Consider the following 14,587-nt stretch of genomic DNA (forward strand, 5'->3'; position numbering starts at 1 on the left):
TTGTCACGGGACGGCGGGGCCCGTGATCTGGCGGCCGTCGCTGTCGTACGGCCAGACATTGGGGACGCAGCCGGACATGCCCTTGATCTGCTGCATCATCGCGGGGGCCGGTTTGCCCGGCCCGGGGCAGGTGACATGGCCGTGGCCGAGGAAGTGGCCCACCTCGTGGTTGATGATCAGGGCGCGGTAGGCGGTGACGTCCTTGGCGTAGACGGGAGTCGCCAGCACCCAGCGCCTGAGGTTCACCATCACGTTGCGGTCCACGCTGCAGTTGACCTTGCCGCCTGTGTCGAGGCCGCCCTCGGCGCAGAACTTGTCGACGGTCGTCGGGGTGGCGAGGCGGACCACGAAGTCGGCGGGGCCGGTGGACACCCGCTGGAACGCCGAGTGTCCGTCGGCCGTCCAGCCGCGCGGGTCGGCCAGGATGTGTTCCACCTCTTCGGCGGTGTCGGCGGCGGACAGCATGATGCCGTCCTCCACCTCGACGCGGTAGCGAAGTGCCGTTCCCTCGCCGGCCTTCGCGCTGTCGCCGGGCGCGGTGACGAAGGTTCCCGGACCGCTGTGAGGAAGAGGCGCACTGGAAGGGTGCGGCTCCGATTCCGGTGGCTCGGTGGTCCGGCGTGCCGCCGGGCTTCCGGCGGGGGCGTCCCGTTCGGTCGCCGGACTTCCGGCGGGGGCGTCCGGCCCAGTCGCCGGCGGGGGCCCGTCGGCGCCGCTTCGTCCGGCCACCGCCGATGTCCCGGAACCTGCCTCCGGCCGCGCCGCCGCCGGCGCATGCCCCGCGTCGGACGACAGCCACACGGCCACCGAGCCGCCCACGGCCCCGAAGACGGCCAACGCGGCCAGTCCCCCCGCCCGTTGCCTCTTCGCACTCCGCGCGGAGTGCTTAGGACGACGGCGGGAGAGCTCTCGTTTGTGCGCTGTCACGGTCGTTCACGATGTGATCACCATGTGACCGGAGCAGGCTTGAAAGGTAACGAAACGATAACCCCCCTCCTGGTCATGCTCATGTAGATACTGACCCCATGCCACGTGTACTGCTGATCGAAGACGACCGCGCCGTCCGCGAGGGCGTCGCCCTGGCCCTCAGACGCCAGAACCACGACGTCGCCGCCTCCGCGACCGGGGAGGAGGGGATGGACCGGCTGCGGTCCTTCCGACCGGACATCGTGGTCCTCGATCTGATGCTGCCCGGCATGACCGGGCTGGACGTGTGCCGGAGCATACGGGCCGTCGACCAGACACTGCCGATCATCATGGCGACCGCACGGGGGGACGAAGTGGACATCGTTGTCGGTCTGGAGACGGGAGCCGACGACTACGTGGTCAAGCCTGTACAGGCCCGCGCGCTCGACGCGCGCATCCGCGCCGTCCTGCGCCGCGCGGGCGCAGCCCCCACCGGGGAAGGGCTTCCGAAGATCGACACCTACGGCGAACTGGCCGTCGACCGGGCCGGGTTCACCGTCACGATGAACGGCGCGCCCATCGCCCTCGCCCCCTCCGAGATGCGGCTCCTGCTCACCCTCTCCGCCTCGCCGGGCCAGGTCTTCAGCCGCCAGCAACTACTGGAGGCCGTCTGGGAGCACGACTACCACGGCGACGCCCGCCTGGTGGACGCCTGCGTCAAACGACTGCGAACCAAGATGTCCGAGCCGCCCCGCGCACCCCGCTACATCCACACTGTGCGCGGTTTCGGCTACCGCTTCGCGGCCCCGTGAGGGGCGGTCCGCGGTTCCGTCTCAGGGGCGGTCTGCGGGCCCGGCTGGTGGTGGCCTTCGGACTCGTCGCCGCCGTTGCCGCCGCCACAACCGGCGCGCTCACCTTCCGCGAGGCGCGTACCGGGGTGCTCCAGCAGAGCCAGGACGCCGTCATACGACAGCTGCGAACCCAGCTCAACGAGCGTGCCCCCGAGATCGGTTATCCTCCGGACCAGTCGGTGCTGCAGGACCTCGCGACCGAGGTGGCGGCCACCGAGGCGGCGGGAAGCCGGCGCGTGCTGGTCACGTACGGCGAGCTCAGCGCGACCTCCGTGCCCGGTGACTCCTTCCCGGAACTGACGCCCGCGCTGCGCGAGGCCGTCGCGTCCAGCCGGGCCACCGTCTTCCAACGGGTACGGGACGGCGAGCGCACCTCGCTCGCCGTCGGCATGTCGGTCACCTTCGGCGGCCCCGACCGGTCACGGCTGGCCTCCGGGGTCCGGGTGTTCCTGGTCGTTCCGCAGACCGCGGAACAGGCCTACGTCGACGCCCTGGTCACCGCCGTCGAACGGGCCATGATCGCGGCCCTGTTGCTCGCCGTCGTGCTCGCCCTGTTCGCCGCGCGGGGCGTGTTGCTGCCGGTGCGGGCCCTCCGGCACGCCACGCGCCGTATCGCCGAAGGGCGTCTGGACACCCGGCTCGCGGTCAACGGTTCCGACGAACTCGCCGATCTCTCCCACACGTTCAACGAGACGGCGGCCGCCCTGGAGGCGTCGGTGGCCGAGCTGCGCGACATGGAGGCCCGGGCCCGCCGCTTCGCCGCGGACGTCTCGCACGAACTGCGCACCCCGCTGGCCGCCATGTCCGCCGTCACCGACGTTCTCGACGAGGACGCCGCCCGGCTGGACCCGGACACCGCCACCGCGGTCCGGCTGATCAGCGAGGAGACCGTCAAACTGGCCCGCCTCGTCGACGACTTGATGGAGATATCCCGGTTCGACGCGGGCGCGGCGGTGCTGCACCTCGACGAGATCGACCTGGCCGAGTCGATCCGGCGCACGCTCGCCTCCCGCGGCTGGTCGGGGGCGGTCCAGACGCACCTGCCACCGCCCGACCAGGTGCGCGGACGCGTCGACCCGCGCCGCCTCGACGTGGTCGTCGCCAACCTAATCGGCAACGCCCTGAAGCACGGGGAACGTCCTGTGTCCGTGCGCCTGAGCCGGGCCCCCGCCGAGGTGACGGTGATCGAGGCGGCTGTCATCGAGGTGCGGGACAGCGGGCCCGGCATCCCGGACGACGTCCTGCCGTACGTCTTCGAACGGTTCTACAAGTCGGACACCGCCCGGACCCGCTCCGAGGGCAGCGGCCTCGGCCTGTCGATCACCGTCGAGAACGTCCGGATCCATGGCGGCAGCGTCCGCGCGGCCAACCATCCGGCGGGCGGCGCCGTCTTCACCGTGGAACTCCCGCTGCGGCGGGACGAGTCGTCCGAGGAGGGCAGGTCATGAAGGCCGTCCGCGCTCTCGCACTGCTGACCTCCCTCTTCGCGCTCTCCTCCTGCGGGATCCCCACGACCGGAGTGGTGGAGGCCGGTGGCCCCGCGAGCGGGATCCCCCCGATCACACGGGTCTACTTCGTCCACGGCGACACCGTCGTCGCGGTCCCGCGCTCGATCGCCTACCCCTCGGACCCGGGGGCGGCCTTGCGGTTGCTGATGCTCGGACCGACGTCCGCCGAAGCCCGCAAAGGCCTCACCACCGAGGTACCCGGGCTGCCGACCTCCGCACCGCTCCCGCCGCCCACCGCCGGCGAGTGGAGGGACCTCTCGTCGGACGCCCCGGCCGTGACCGTCAACGGCGATACCCTCTCAGTCGAACTTCCCTCCGGAATAGGCGCGTTGAGACGCTTGGCTACCCGGCAGCTGATCTGCACGGCCGCCGCCGCGCACCACCTCGGCAAGCCCTCGGCCGGCCCGGTGACGGTCCGGGTCGCGAGCGACAGCGGGTGGCACGCCATGGGATCCGACGAGGACTGCCCCGTACCGTGAGTGCCCGCCCTGCCGGTCGAGTACCCGACAGGCAGGGGTCGCTGTGTTCGCTCCTCAACGGTCGCCGCAGATTCAGCGGCTCAGCGTGTGAACGGCCCGCCCAGACGCGTGTACGACAGTTTCAGCGACGTCACGGAGTACGCCTTCGAGCCCGTCGTCGTGATGCCCGAGCCGGAGCCCTTCAGAAGGTGGACGAGGCCCCAGCGGTCCTCGTAGCCCAGCTGTTCGTTGGTGTCGATCACGAGGTCGGCCCGGCCGTCGCGGGTGTAGTCGGTGAGCTTGAGGTAGGCGCCGAACTGGTCCTCGGTCTCGGTCGTACCGGTGATGCCGGAGGTGTCCTGGGTGTAGGACTTGGCACCGGTCCCGGACAGGCCGCCCGCGCGGCCGAGGAGGACGCTGACCGTACCGGCGTTGCGCTTGGTGCCGAGGTCCTCGCCCCGGGCGCCGACGGCGAGGTCCGCGTAGCCGTCGCCGTTGACGTCGCCGGCCGCAATGGCTGAGCCGAAGAAGTCCTCGTTCTCGGACGTGCCGGGCACGCCCGTGGTGTTCTGGGTGAACTTCACGGGCTTGCGGGCGATGTCGGGGCCACCCGAGCCGCCGTACTGGACGGTCACGTAGCCGCGTTCGCCGTCGCCCGTCTCGTAGCCGCGGCCGATGGCCAGGTCACCGTAGCGGTCCTTGTCGAAGTCGCCGATGGCCAGAATGTCGCCGCTCTGGTGGCCCCCGTCGTCGGGCACCCGCAGCTCGCCCGCCCGCTGGGTGAACGTGCTGCCGCCGCGGTGGAAGTAGGCCCGCAGGTCCAGGTCGCTGGTGCCGTCCTGGAGGTCGTTGCCGAGGATGTACAGGTCAGTGGCGGCGTCGGCGGTGACCCGGCCGGCGACGAGGTTGGGGGCCCACAGGTAGCCGTAGGAGCCGCCGAGGGAGTCCCAGCCGCTCTTGCCGCCGGCACGGGTGAAGGGACCCTTGAGAACGACCACGCCGGAGCGGCTGTGGCTGGTGACGGCCAGGTCCTGGTCGCCGTCACCGTCGAAGTCGCCAGACACCACCTCCTCGCCGAAGTGGTCGCCCTGGCCCTCGTACTCCTGCGGGACCGGGGAGTTGAAGACGGTGCCCGAGCCAAGGCCCTTGGCGCTGCCCCAGACGACGGTCAGCCCGCCACGGGACTGGATGGTGCCGACGTCCTCGCCGGGCGAGGAGACGACCAGATCGGCGAAGCCGTCGCGGTCGAGGTCGGCCGTGGTGGAGGCGGACCCCCACCCGTCCTCCGCTTCCACCGCACCCGGGATGCCCGCCGAGTCCTGGTGGATGATCTGGACGCGGGTGCCGGGACCGGACGGCGTGCCGTAGACGACGGTGACCCGGCCGTCCTTGGCGTGCGAGCCGCCCAGCATGACGAAGTCGCGGTAGCCGTCGCCGTTGAAGTCGTCGGACAGCTTGGCGGGGGCCGCCGACGCCGCGGGGGCCGTCATGAACGGTGTGCAGACCGCTGCCACGAGGGCCACGGCAGCAGCGGGGAGGGCGGTACGTCTGGCCATGGGTCTCCGTTGTCGAGAGCGTGCTGTGAGCGACCTGTTGATCTGATCGACTGCGCTCTACGACGTAGGCGGCGGCCGAATGGTTGTACGAACGCTCAGGGACAGCCCGCTCCGTCCTCGTCCCCCTGTTGTGGAGGGGAAGCGAGTGCCACTCCTTGGCGTCACGTGGGAAGCAGTAAATGTTGCGGTCGGTGACCCACGGGGGTGAGCTGAGCTTGATGCACCGGATCCCAGCGAGCGCGGACGGAACCGCGCAGGTCACGGTGCGCGAGGAGAGCGTGCGATGCGGATGATGATGAAGGCCCGCATGGACACCCAGATGTCGAATCAGGTGACGAAGGGTGGAGCGATGCCCGACTCAGTGAAAGCGGCCATCGAGCGGCTGAAGCCGGAGGCCGCCTACTTCACTCCTGAGGGCGGGCGCTCCATGATTCTGGTATTCGACATGCAGGACAGCTCGGAGTTGCCCTCCATCGCCGACCCGTTCTTCCAGGAGATGGGCGCGGAAGTCACATTCGAGCCGGTCATGAACCTCGACGAATTGCAGAGGGGCCTTGCTGCCCTGAAGTAGCAGCGCTGACCTCAGCGTCCGGGGGCAGGTGGGACCGGCGTCGTGACGGACTCGATGGCGGCCAGGGCCATGGAGAGGGCCGCTCGCGCGTCCTCGCCTGTGGGGGTGGGGGTGCCGGCGGTGCGGACCGTGTGTGTGAAGGCGGCGAGTTCGGCTACGTACGCGTCGTGGTCCCTTCCGCTATGGCGGCCTTGAGGGCCTCCAGGGCCATCCGAGACCACCCTGGGTCGGTGACGGTCGGCCGGGCGCGATGGATCAGTGACGTGAGCCAGGTGGGCTGTCAGGACAACGCCCCGGCCAGCGTTCCCGCCAGTGTGAGTGTGAGGAAGGCCGCGCCCCAGACCATCGCCCGGCGTATGCAGCGGTACTTGAGCCAGGCCGTGCGGGACAGGACCTCCAACTGCGTCGCGTCTCCGGAGGAGGAGGCCTGGGAGGCGCGTCGGGGTGATGCGGCCAGACCGAGCAGGACGAGGGACGGGGCGCAGGCGGCGCAGCCGGCCCAGACCAGGAGTTGTGGGATCACGGCGTACTGGCCCGGCACGATGAGGCCGCCGGTGATCGCACCGAGCAGGGCGGTCAGGGCCGCGCCCAGGGTCGCCAGCGTCAGTCCGGCCTTGCTGTCGGCCTTCGCGAGTTGCTCGCGGGCCTCGGCCAGGAGGTCCCGGGTGGGTTCCGCCGCGCGGCCGGTCTGCGTCCCGGTCCTGGTCCTGGTCTCGCCGCTCGGTGTGGTCATACCTCCCCCTCGCTGATCAGCGGCTTTCCCGAGTACCCCGAAGTGGCCCTTCCAGTACGGGTGGTGACGCCCGGCACGCGGGGCTCAGGTGTTCCACGTCTCGTCGTACGGGTCGGCCGGTGCCGGTACCGGTCTGGAGCTGGTGACTTCGAGGTACGGGATCGGGCCGTCGTTGACCGGGTCCTCGGTCCGGCGGGGGGTGTAACGGCCGGTGATCTCCAGCCAGGTGTCCGGGCTCAGGACCGGGGGGATGTTGCCGGTCAGGGCGATCTTGACCGGCTGGGCGTCGGCCGCGCAGCAGTTGAGGCCCATGCGGACCAGGTAGGGGGTGCCCGCCCGGTCCAGCGTGACGAAGCCGGTGATCTTCAGCTCGCGGTCGCGCAGGGATCGGCCGTCGTCGTAGACCGCCCGGCCCGCGTAGTCGGCCACGCCGAGCCGGAGGGGGTCGCCGGCGGGGAGGTCCGGGAAGCCGAAGGGCTTCGTCAGGGCCGTGCCCGTGTGGGCCGCGCTGTAGGAGCCCAGGGCCGGCGGGGAGACCAGGATCAGGGCGAGGACGGGGAGGGTGAGGAGCCAGGAGACACGGGGCTCGTGATGGTGGCGCTGTTGCCCGCGTGCGTGGCGGCGTTCGTACCAGAGCGTCGCCGCCGCCGTCGCGATCAGCACCACGCCCGCCAGCAGCACCAGCGGGCGCAGGCCCGCCTTGACGTAGCGCAGGTACAGGTCGGTGAGACCGGCGTGCAGGAGCGTCGCGCCGAGCAGGAAGAGGAGGGCCGTCTGGGCCAGGCGGTTCACAGCAGGACCGTTCCGGTCAGGGCCGACACGACGACGGCCAGGGCGAACGTGGCGGGGGCGAAGCGCAGGGCGAAGGCCCGGCCGAAGGTGCCCGCCTGCATCGCGAAGAGCTTCAGGTCGATCATCGGCCCCACGACCAGGAACGTCAGACGGGCCGTCAGCGAGAACTGGGTCAGGGACGCCGCCACGAACGCGTCCGCCTCCGAGCAGATGGACAGCAGGACGGCGAGCACCGCGAGGGCCAGCACCGAGAACACCGGATTCCCGGCCGCCGCGCGCAGCCACTCCTCCGGCACCACCGCCTTCAGCGTCGCCGCGGCCATCGCACCGATCACCAGGAAGCCGCCCGCGTGCGTCACGTCATGGCGCACCGAGCCCCAGAAGGCCGCCCCCCTGCCCTGCCCCTCGTACGAGGGTCTGTCCGGCGGGCGCAGCCAGTCCGTGCGGCCGACGCGGTGCCAGAGCCAGCCCATCGCGCAGGCCACCAGCAGGCTGGCGACGAAACGGGCCAGGACCATCTCCGGGTTGCCCGGGAAGGCCACGGCCGTCGCCGTCAGCACGATCGGGTTGATGGCGGGCGCCGAGAGGAGGAACGCCAGGGCCGCCGCCGGTGTGACCCCTCGGCGGACCAGTGCCCCGGCCACCGGCACCGACGCGCACTCGCAGCCGGGCAGCACCGCGCCCGCCACGCCCGCGACCGGGACCGCCAGGGCCGGGCGCTTCGGCAGGGCGCGGGCGAAGAAGGACGGCGGCACGAACACCGCGATCGCCGCCGACAGCAGCACGCCGAGCACCAGGAACGGCAGCGCCTGGACCATGACCGCGACGAACACCGTCATCCAGCTCTGCATCACCGGTGCGGACAGGGCTCCGCGGATCGGGCCCTGGAGCATGACCGCCGTGAGCAGGAGGAGGGTGAGCAGGAGAGGGGAGTTGAGGTGGCGGGCGTCGTCGGAGTCCGAGTTCGGGCCCGCGCCCGTGCCCGTGTCCTTACCGGGTGCCGACTCCGTGGTCTCGTCGGTGCTGCCGGTCTCGTCGGTCTCCTGCGGGGCGGGGTTCGTGGTGGCCACGGGCCCGGTACCTCCGGTCGTGCGCACGGGCATTGCCTCCCCTTCTGTACGGCCGCGCCAGGCCGGGCGTTCAGCCACCGCAGTTCCCTTCTGGAACCAGCCGTCCCGGTGAGGCAGTCTTCTCCCTTGTGGGGAGCGTTCCGAACCAAGGTCTGCCAGGTGATCCGGCCACACACATGATCGTGTGCGGGGACGACGGGCTCGCGCACCGCCTGGCCGCCGAACTGCGCGGTGTGTACGGCGAACAGGTCACGCTCGTGGTGCCGCCCTCGGGGCGCCGGGTGCGGCAGCCGGTCGTCGGACGGGCCCGGGCCGCCTCTGCGGCCCTGCTCGACCGGGTCAGCGCGGCCGTCAACCGGACGGGCACGGGTGGCGCCGAACCGGCCGCGAACGAGCAGATCGTGGAGGCCCCCGACGTCACGGAGGCCGTGCTCACCGACGTGGGCGCCGACCGGGCGGCCGCCTTGGCGCTGGTGTACGACGACGACGAGACCAACATCCGCGCCGCGCTCACCGCCCGCAGGCTCAACCCCCGCATCAGGCTCGTACTCCGGCTGTACAACCGGCGGTTGGGCCAGCACATCGAGGAACTGCTCGACCAGACGGCGGCGGTGGCCTCCGGCACGGGGCCCGGCACGGGAGGCGGACTGGACGCGTCGACGACCGTGCTGTCCGACGCCGACACGGCCGCTCCGGCGCTGGCCGCCACCGCCCTCGTGGGCACCAGCAAGGTCGTCCAGACCGAAGGGCTCGTCCTGCGTGCCGTGGAGCGGCAGCCGCCGCGGCCGGGCGAGGTGGCCGACCCCGGCCTGTGCACCCTGGCGCTGCTGTCCGCGACGAGCAACGACCCGGCCGGGGCGGACGGTTCCGAGGGTAGCGGGGAGCAGGGGCCGCGACTGCTGCCGGACGAGGCGGCGGTGGCGTCGGCGACCGGGCGCGGGACCGTTGTCCTGGAGCAGGTGTCGTACTCCGGGCCGTCCCTGCCGACCGGGCGGGGCGGTGTACCGCCGTTCGCCTCGCTGTTCTCACGCCGGCTGCGGTGGTCACTGGCCGGGCTGGTGGGGTGTGTGCTCGCGCTCGCCGTCGCGTTGATGTTCGTGACCGGGGAGCATCCGCTGTACGCCACGTACGTCACGCTCCTCGACCTGTTCGGCATCAACGATCCCGCGTACCACGAGTCGACCGGGCGGCAGGTGCTGCAACTGCTCTCCGGGCTGGTCGGGTTGCTGCTGCTGCCGGTGCTGCTGGCCGCGGTGCTGGAGGCACTGGGCACGTTCCGCAGCGCGTCGGCGCTGCGGAAGCCGCCTCGGGGGCTCGGCGGACATGTGGTGCTGCTCGGGCTCGGCAAGATCGGCACGCGGGTGCTGACGCGGCTGCGGGAGCTGCACATTCCGGTGGTGTGCGTCGAGTCCGACCCGGAGGCCAGGGGGATGGCCACGGCGCGGCGGCTGCGGGTGCCGGTGGTGCTCGGGGATGTCACGCAGGAAGGGGTACTGGAGGCCGCGAAGATCCATCGCGCGCATGCCTTGCTGGCGTTGACCAGCGCGGATACGACGAATCTGGAGGCCGCGTTGTACGCGCGGTCCGTGCGGCCCGATCTGCGGGTCGTGCTGCGGCTGTACGACGACGACTTCGCGACCGCGGTGTACCGGACACTGCGGGCCGCGCATCCGTTCGCCCTCACGCGGAGCCGGAGTGTGTCCCATCTGGCTGCGCCCGCGTTCGCCGGGGCGATGATGGGGCGGCAGATTCTGGGGGCGATTCCGGTCGAGCGGCGCGTGTTGCTGTTCGCGGAGGTGGATGTGGCCGGGCATCCGCAGTTGGAGGGGCGGACGGTGGGGCAGGCGTTCCGGGCGGGGGCCTGGCGGGTGCTGGCGCTCAACACGGCACCTCCTGGGGGGCGGCGGGGCGAAGGGGAAAGTCCGGAGGAGGAAGGAGCGCCGGCTTCGGGGCTGGTGTGGGATCTGCCTCCTACGTATGTGCTGGGGGCGGATGATCGGGTGGTGCTGGCGGCTACGCGGCGGGGGTTGGCGGAGTTGCTGGGGCGGAGGCGGCGGGAGCGGGCGGGGGCGTAGTCGCGGTTCGTTGTACTGCTCGGCGTTGCGAGGTGCCCGGCGTCGGGGCCGAGGCACGGGGGTTGCGCCACCCGGCGTTACGAGGTGCTCGGCGTCGGAGCTGGGGCCGGGCGTGGCGCGACCCGGCGCAGCGGGGTGCCGCCCGCGCCCACCCGTGCCGCCCCAGGCGGCACGACTGCCCGCGGACTGGGCACGACCGCCCGGGACTGGGCACGGGGCTGCCCGCGGACCAGCCACGACCGCCCGCGGGCCGGGGCGACCGACCGGGGCTGGGCGCGGCGGCCCGGGGTGCGTGGCTACTTCTTCAGGTGCCTCTCCGCGAACTCCAGTTCCAGTCTCACCTGCTTGATCCGTTCGTCCACCACCAGTGAGCCGTGCCCGGCGTCGTAGCGGTACACCTCGTGGACCGCGCCTCTCGCCTCCAGGCGCTTGACGTAGTTCTCGATCTGGCGGATCGGGCAGCGCGGGTCGTTGACGCCGGCCGAGATGTAGACCGGTGCCTTGACCCGGTCGACGTATGTGAGGGGGGACGAGGCCTCGAAGCGGTCGGGGACCTCCTCGGGGGTGCCGCCGAGAAGCGTGCGGTCCATGGCCTTCAGCGCTTCCATCTCGTCGTGGTAGGCCGTGACGTAGTCGGCGACGGGCACCGCCGCGATGCCCAGCGTCCACGCGTCGGGCTGGACGCCGAGGCCGAGCAGGGTGAGGTAGCCGCCCCAGGAGCCGCCGGTGAGGATCAGGCGGTCGGGATCGGCGAGGCCCGAGGTGACGGCCCATTCGCGGACCGCGGCGATGTCCTCCAGCTCGATGAGGCCCACGCGGTGCTTCAGGGCGTCCGTCCAGGCACGGCCGTAGCCCGTGGAGCCGCGGTAGTTGACACGGATCACCGCGTAGCCGTGGTCGATCCACGCCGCCGGGCCCGCCGCGAAGGAGTCGCTGTCGTGCCAGGTCGGGCCGCCGTGGATGTCGAAGACCGTGGGGAGCGGGCCGGTGGTGCCCGTCGGCTTCTGGACGAGGGCGTGGATGCGGCCGCCCGGCCCCTCCACCCACACGTCCTCCACCGGCACCGAGCCGGGTGACTTCATGCCGGGCGGGTCGAGCACGACACCGCCGGACGTGGAGCGGACCGCCGAGGGCTCGGCGGCCGAGGACCACATGTACTCCACGCTGCCGTCGGGCCGGGCCGTGGCACCGGACACCGTGCCGGGCGGGGTCGGGATCTCGGTCAGGGCGCGGCTCGCCAGGTCGTAGCGGAACAGCTCGCTGCGGGCCTCGAAGCTGTGCGCGATGAGCAGGCCGGTGCCGTCCGGGTACCACTCGGCGCTGACGTCGCCCGGCAGTTCCAGCGCCAGGTCCGTCTCCTCGCCGGAGGCGACGTCCCAGACCAGGGGCTCCCAGCGGCCCCGGCGCTGGTGGCCGATGAGGAGACGGGTGTCGCCGTCCACGGGGGCGAAGCCGAGGACCTCCAGGCCCAGCTCGCGCGTACCGCCCTCGGTGTCGTCGAGGTCGGCGACCGGGGTGCCGTCGGTGCGCAGGACGCGCAGGGCGGAGTGCATGGCGTCGCCGTGCTCGGTGTGCTCGATGGCGATGAGCGAGCCGTCGTGGGAGAGGTCGCCGACGCCCGCCGATTCGCGGTGGCGGTAGATCTCCACCGGCGCCTCGCCGGTGCGGACGAGGTGGATCGTCGTACCGTCCTCGTCGGTCGATCGGCCGACGACCGCCGTGCGCCCGTCACGGCCGAGGGCGAGGCCCGCCGGGTAGGAGGCGTCCAGGCCCTCGGCGGCGAGCTCGTCCGCGCCGCCCGTGAAGGGCTGGCGGCGCCAGACGCCGAACTCGTCGCCGTCCTTGTCGTCGAACCACCAGATCCAGGCGCCGTCCGGTGACAGCACACCGTCCGTCGTGCCGTTCGGCCGGTCCGTCACCTGGCGCTGCTCGCCCGTCTTCCGGTCCCAGGCGTACAGCTCGTACGTCCCCGTCGCGTTCGACACGAACAGGGAGCGGTCCGGCGCGTCCTCCGCCCAGTCGGGCAGGGACACCCGGGGCGCCCGGAAGCGCTTCTCCCAGTCCGGCATCCGCTCCTGCTGTGCCGCCTGTACCTCTTGCTCGTGCTGGTCCCGCTGATCCCGCGCGTCGGATCCGTTGCTCTCAGTCATGGCCCCATACTGCCCGCCCCTCGCCGACAATTCGCTGGCGAGGTCCTCAGCCTGTGGATAACCTCCACCGGTCCCCCTTCCCAGCAGGTCAGGAGTCACCCCATGTACTCCCCCACCCCGGCCGACTGGCACGAGGCCAACCGCGCCCACTGGGACGAACGCGTTCCCCTGCACGCCGCGGGCGATTTCTACGACCTCGACGCCTTCCGGGCCGGCCAGGACCCCTTGCGCGACTTCGAGCTGGCCGAGGTCGGCGACGTCTCCGGCCGCTCGCTGCTGCACCTCCAGTGCCACATCGGCCTCGACACCCTGTCCTGGGCCCGGCACGGCGCCTCCCGTGTCGTCGGCCTCGACTTCTCCGAACCGGCGGTGGGCATCGCCCGCGATCTCGCCCGCGATCTCGGTCTCGGCCAGGACCGGGCGGCCTTCGTCGCGGCGGACGTGTACGACGCGGCCACCGCGGTTCCGGACCCGTCGTACGACATCGTCTACACCGGCGTCGGTGCGCTGTGCTGGCTGCCCGACATCGGCCGCTGGGCCGAGACGGCGGCCTCGCTGGTGGCGCCCGGCGGGTTCCTGTACCTCTGCGAGTTCCATCCGCTCACCGACGTCCTCGACGACGAGACCGGCTCGCGGATCACGTACGACTACTTCGCCCGTGACGCCTGGATCGAGGAGAGTCCGGGTTCGTACGCGGCCGAGGGTGCCGAGTTCGTCCACAACCGGCGCGTGGAGTGGCAGCACCCGGTCGGCGAGGTCGTCTCTGCGCTGGCGGCGGCCGGGCTGCGCATCGAGTTCCTGCACGAGCACGACGTCTCGCTGTTCCGGCGGTTCGGGTGCTTCGAGCGGCGGGACGGCTACTTCCGCTATCCGGCGGACCGGCCGCGGATCCCGCTGATGTACTCGGTCCGGGCCCGCAGGGACTGACCGGGGCCATGGCCGGGAGCGGCGTTCGCGCGGGCGAGTCGAACCGACCCCGCAGGCCGGGCCCGCCCGGCTGCCCCGTACCGTAAGGGTGTGTACCGGTTTCTGCTGACGCCCCGATGGTGGGGGATCAACGTCTTCGTGCTGTTGTCCATCCCCTTCTGCATCTTCATGGGGTCCTGGCAGCTGGGCCGGTTCGAGGACCGCGTGCAGGACCACCGGACAGCGACCGAGCAGGTCTCCGAGGCACGGCACGAGGCGCCCCGGCCGCTCGGCGAGATGCTGCCGGTGACCAAGGCGACGTCCGGCAAGCTCGTCACCGCGACCGGCCGCTACGGCAAGCAGCTGCTGGTGCCCGGCCGGGAGCTCGACGGCAAGCAGGGCTTCTACGTCCTGACGCTGCTGCGCACCGACTCGGGCGAGGCGCTGCCGGTGGTCCGTGGCTGGCTGCCCGGGACCGCCGACGCGGCGAAGGCGCCCGCCGCGCCCGAGGGTGAGGTCACGGTCACCGGGGCGCTCCAGGCGTCCGAGACTCCTGGGGACAACGGCGTCAGTGCGCAAGGCGGCCTGCCGGCCGGGCAGACCGGGGCGATCAGCGCGGCGTCTCTGGTGAATCTGGTGCCGTACGACGTGTACGACGCGTGGGTCACGCTGGCGAAGGGTGACTCGGGGATGAAGGCGGTGCCGGCGAGTGCGCCGCCGGACACCGGGCTGGATCTGAAGGCGTTCCAGAACCTCGGTTACACCGCCGAGTGGTTCGCCTTCGTCGGGTTCGTGATCTTCATGTGGTTCCGGTTGCTGCGGCGTGAGGTGGAGTTCGCGCGGGACGCGGAGCTGGGGCTGGTGGCGGAGGAGGAGCCTGTCGCCGTGGACGCCGGCAGCAAGTGACGCGCCGTCGCTGCTGAGGGCGGGTGGGTCCGCAGCCCGGCGGAGCGGGGTGCCGCCCCCGCCCACCCTCCCCCGAGCTCTCGGCTTCGCTCGAGCAGGGAGATC

The 14,587-nt window shown here is 71.9% G+C and carries 13 protein-coding genes; 7 read left to right on the plus strand and 6 right to left on the minus strand.

Annotation, left to right across the window (positions count from 1 at the left end; translation table 11 throughout):
• Nucleotides 1–3 precede the first annotated feature (3 nt).
• Entirely contained in the window at nt 4–846 is an 843-nt protein-coding gene (locus GTY47_RS15755; protein ID WP_202458324.1) for a DUF3152 domain-containing protein, read from the minus strand.
• A gap of 179 nt (nt 847–1,025) precedes the next feature.
• On the opposite strand from GTY47_RS15755, the gene GTY47_RS15760 reads away from it, so the two are divergent.
• The 3 genes from GTY47_RS15760 to GTY47_RS15770 are packed head-to-tail and all read left to right on the plus strand — an operon-like array spanning nt 1,026 to nt 3,744.
• On the plus strand, nt 1,026–1,718 hold the full coding sequence (locus GTY47_RS15760) for a response regulator transcription factor (RefSeq protein ID WP_010031980.1): 693 nt from the start codon (nt 1,026–1,028) through the stop codon (nt 1,716–1,718).
• Nucleotides 1,715–3,205 carry a HAMP domain-containing sensor histidine kinase gene (locus tag GTY47_RS15765; protein WP_231911139.1) on the plus strand — a complete coding sequence of 497 codons (1,491 nt, stop codon included), beginning with the start codon at nt 1,715–1,717 and terminating at the stop codon, nt 3,203–3,205. Before GTY47_RS15760 ends, GTY47_RS15765 begins: the two co-directional genes overlap by 4 nt.
• Complete coding sequence (locus tag GTY47_RS15770; protein ID WP_010031982.1) at nt 3,202–3,744, plus strand: hypothetical protein; 543 nt, start codon at nt 3,202–3,204, stop codon at nt 3,742–3,744. The genes GTY47_RS15765 and GTY47_RS15770 overlap by 4 nt, the downstream gene beginning before the upstream one ends.
• Before the next feature lie 80 nt (nt 3,745–3,824).
• On the opposite strand, the gene GTY47_RS15775 is transcribed toward GTY47_RS15770, so the two are convergent.
• A complete protein-coding gene (locus tag GTY47_RS15775) occupies nt 3,825–5,279 on the minus strand; it encodes an FG-GAP and VCBS repeat-containing protein (protein ID WP_029180615.1) in 1,455 nt (484 codons plus the stop codon).
• A 283-nt stretch (nt 5,280–5,562) separates the two neighbouring features.
• Here GTY47_RS15775 and GTY47_RS15780 point away from each other — a divergent pair, with 283 nt between their 5' ends.
• Nucleotides 5,563–5,850 (plus strand): DUF3303 family protein, encoded by a 288-nt coding sequence (locus tag GTY47_RS15780; RefSeq protein ID WP_010031987.1) that lies wholly within the window; start codon nt 5,563–5,565, stop codon nt 5,848–5,850.
• A gap of 280 nt (nt 5,851–6,130) precedes the next feature.
• Here GTY47_RS15780 and GTY47_RS15785 read toward each other — a convergent pair whose 3' ends face one another.
• The 3 genes from GTY47_RS15785 to GTY47_RS15795 form a co-directional block, all read right to left on the minus strand.
• On the minus strand, nt 6,131–6,583 hold the full coding sequence (locus GTY47_RS15785; RefSeq protein WP_010031992.1) for a hypothetical protein: 453 nt from the start codon (nt 6,581–6,583) through the stop codon (nt 6,131–6,133).
• A gap of 84 nt (nt 6,584–6,667) precedes the next feature.
• Nucleotides 6,668–7,375, minus strand: coding sequence for a TIGR03943 family protein (locus GTY47_RS15790; protein WP_010031994.1), 708 nt, complete (start codon nt 7,373–7,375; stop codon nt 6,668–6,670).
• Nucleotides 7,372–8,445: a permease gene (locus GTY47_RS15795; RefSeq protein WP_102515009.1), complete on the minus strand. Its 1,074-nt coding sequence runs from the start codon at nt 8,443–8,445 to the stop codon at nt 7,372–7,374. The genes GTY47_RS15790 and GTY47_RS15795 overlap by 4 nt, the downstream gene beginning before the upstream one ends.
• 176 nt (nt 8,446–8,621) lie before the next feature.
• Here GTY47_RS15795 and GTY47_RS15800 point away from each other — a divergent pair, with 176 nt between their 5' ends.
• Nucleotides 8,622–10,520 (plus strand): NAD-binding protein, encoded by a 1,899-nt coding sequence (locus tag GTY47_RS15800; RefSeq protein ID WP_010031999.1) that lies wholly within the window; start codon nt 8,622–8,624, stop codon nt 10,518–10,520.
• Nucleotides 10,521–10,816: 296 nt separating this feature from the next.
• On the opposite strand, the gene GTY47_RS15805 is transcribed toward GTY47_RS15800, so the two are convergent.
• Nucleotides 10,817–12,670 (minus strand): prolyl oligopeptidase family serine peptidase, encoded by a 1,854-nt coding sequence (locus GTY47_RS15805; protein WP_010032000.1) that lies wholly within the window; start codon nt 12,668–12,670, stop codon nt 10,817–10,819.
• 102 nt (nt 12,671–12,772) lie between these two features.
• Here GTY47_RS15805 and GTY47_RS15810 point away from each other — a divergent pair, with 102 nt between their 5' ends.
• Together GTY47_RS15810 and GTY47_RS15815 are read left to right on the plus strand one after the other, a co-directional pair.
• The gene (locus GTY47_RS15810) at nt 12,773–13,597 is read left to right on the plus strand and encodes a class I SAM-dependent methyltransferase (protein WP_010032002.1); all 825 of its coding nucleotides are present in this window, start codon (nt 12,773–12,775) and stop codon (nt 13,595–13,597) included.
• A gap of 90 nt (nt 13,598–13,687) precedes the next feature.
• Nucleotides 13,688–14,482 carry an SURF1 family protein gene (locus GTY47_RS15815; RefSeq protein WP_010032005.1) on the plus strand — a complete coding sequence of 265 codons (795 nt, stop codon included), beginning with the start codon at nt 13,688–13,690 and terminating at the stop codon, nt 14,480–14,482.
• Nucleotides 14,483–14,587: the final 105 nt, after the last annotated feature.

The sequence above is a fragment of the Streptomyces sp. SID5464 genome, assembly GCF_009862985.1.
Classification (GTDB): domain Bacteria; phylum Actinomycetota; class Actinomycetes; order Streptomycetales; family Streptomycetaceae; genus Streptomyces; species Streptomyces chartreusis_D.

What these genes read in the sequence shown, in the direction of transcription:
- GTY47_RS15760 (WP_010031980.1), top strand. Translation starts at nt 1,026, where the DNA reads ATGCCACGTGTACTGCTGATCGAAGACGACCGCGCCGTCCGCGAGGGC.
- GTY47_RS15770 (WP_010031982.1), top strand. Translation starts at nt 3,202, where the DNA reads ATGAAGGCCGTCCGCGCTCTCGCACTGCTGACCTCCCTCTTCGCGCTC.
- GTY47_RS15775 (WP_029180615.1), bottom strand. Translation starts at nt 5,279, where the DNA reads ATGGCCAGACGTACCGCCCTCCCCGCTGCTGCCGTGGCCCTCGTGGCA.
- GTY47_RS15780 (WP_010031987.1), top strand. Translation starts at nt 5,563, where the DNA reads ATGCGGATGATGATGAAGGCCCGCATGGACACCCAGATGTCGAATCAG.
- GTY47_RS15785 (WP_010031992.1), bottom strand. Translation starts at nt 6,583, where the DNA reads ATGACCACACCGAGCGGCGAGACCAGGACCAGGACCGGGACGCAGACC.
- GTY47_RS15800 (WP_010031999.1), top strand. Translation starts at nt 8,622, where the DNA reads ATGATCGTGTGCGGGGACGACGGGCTCGCGCACCGCCTGGCCGCCGAA.
- GTY47_RS15805 (WP_010032000.1), bottom strand. Translation starts at nt 12,670, where the DNA reads ATGACTGAGAGCAACGGATCCGACGCGCGGGATCAGCGGGACCAGCAC.
- GTY47_RS15810 (WP_010032002.1), top strand. Translation starts at nt 12,773, where the DNA reads ATGTACTCCCCCACCCCGGCCGACTGGCACGAGGCCAACCGCGCCCAC.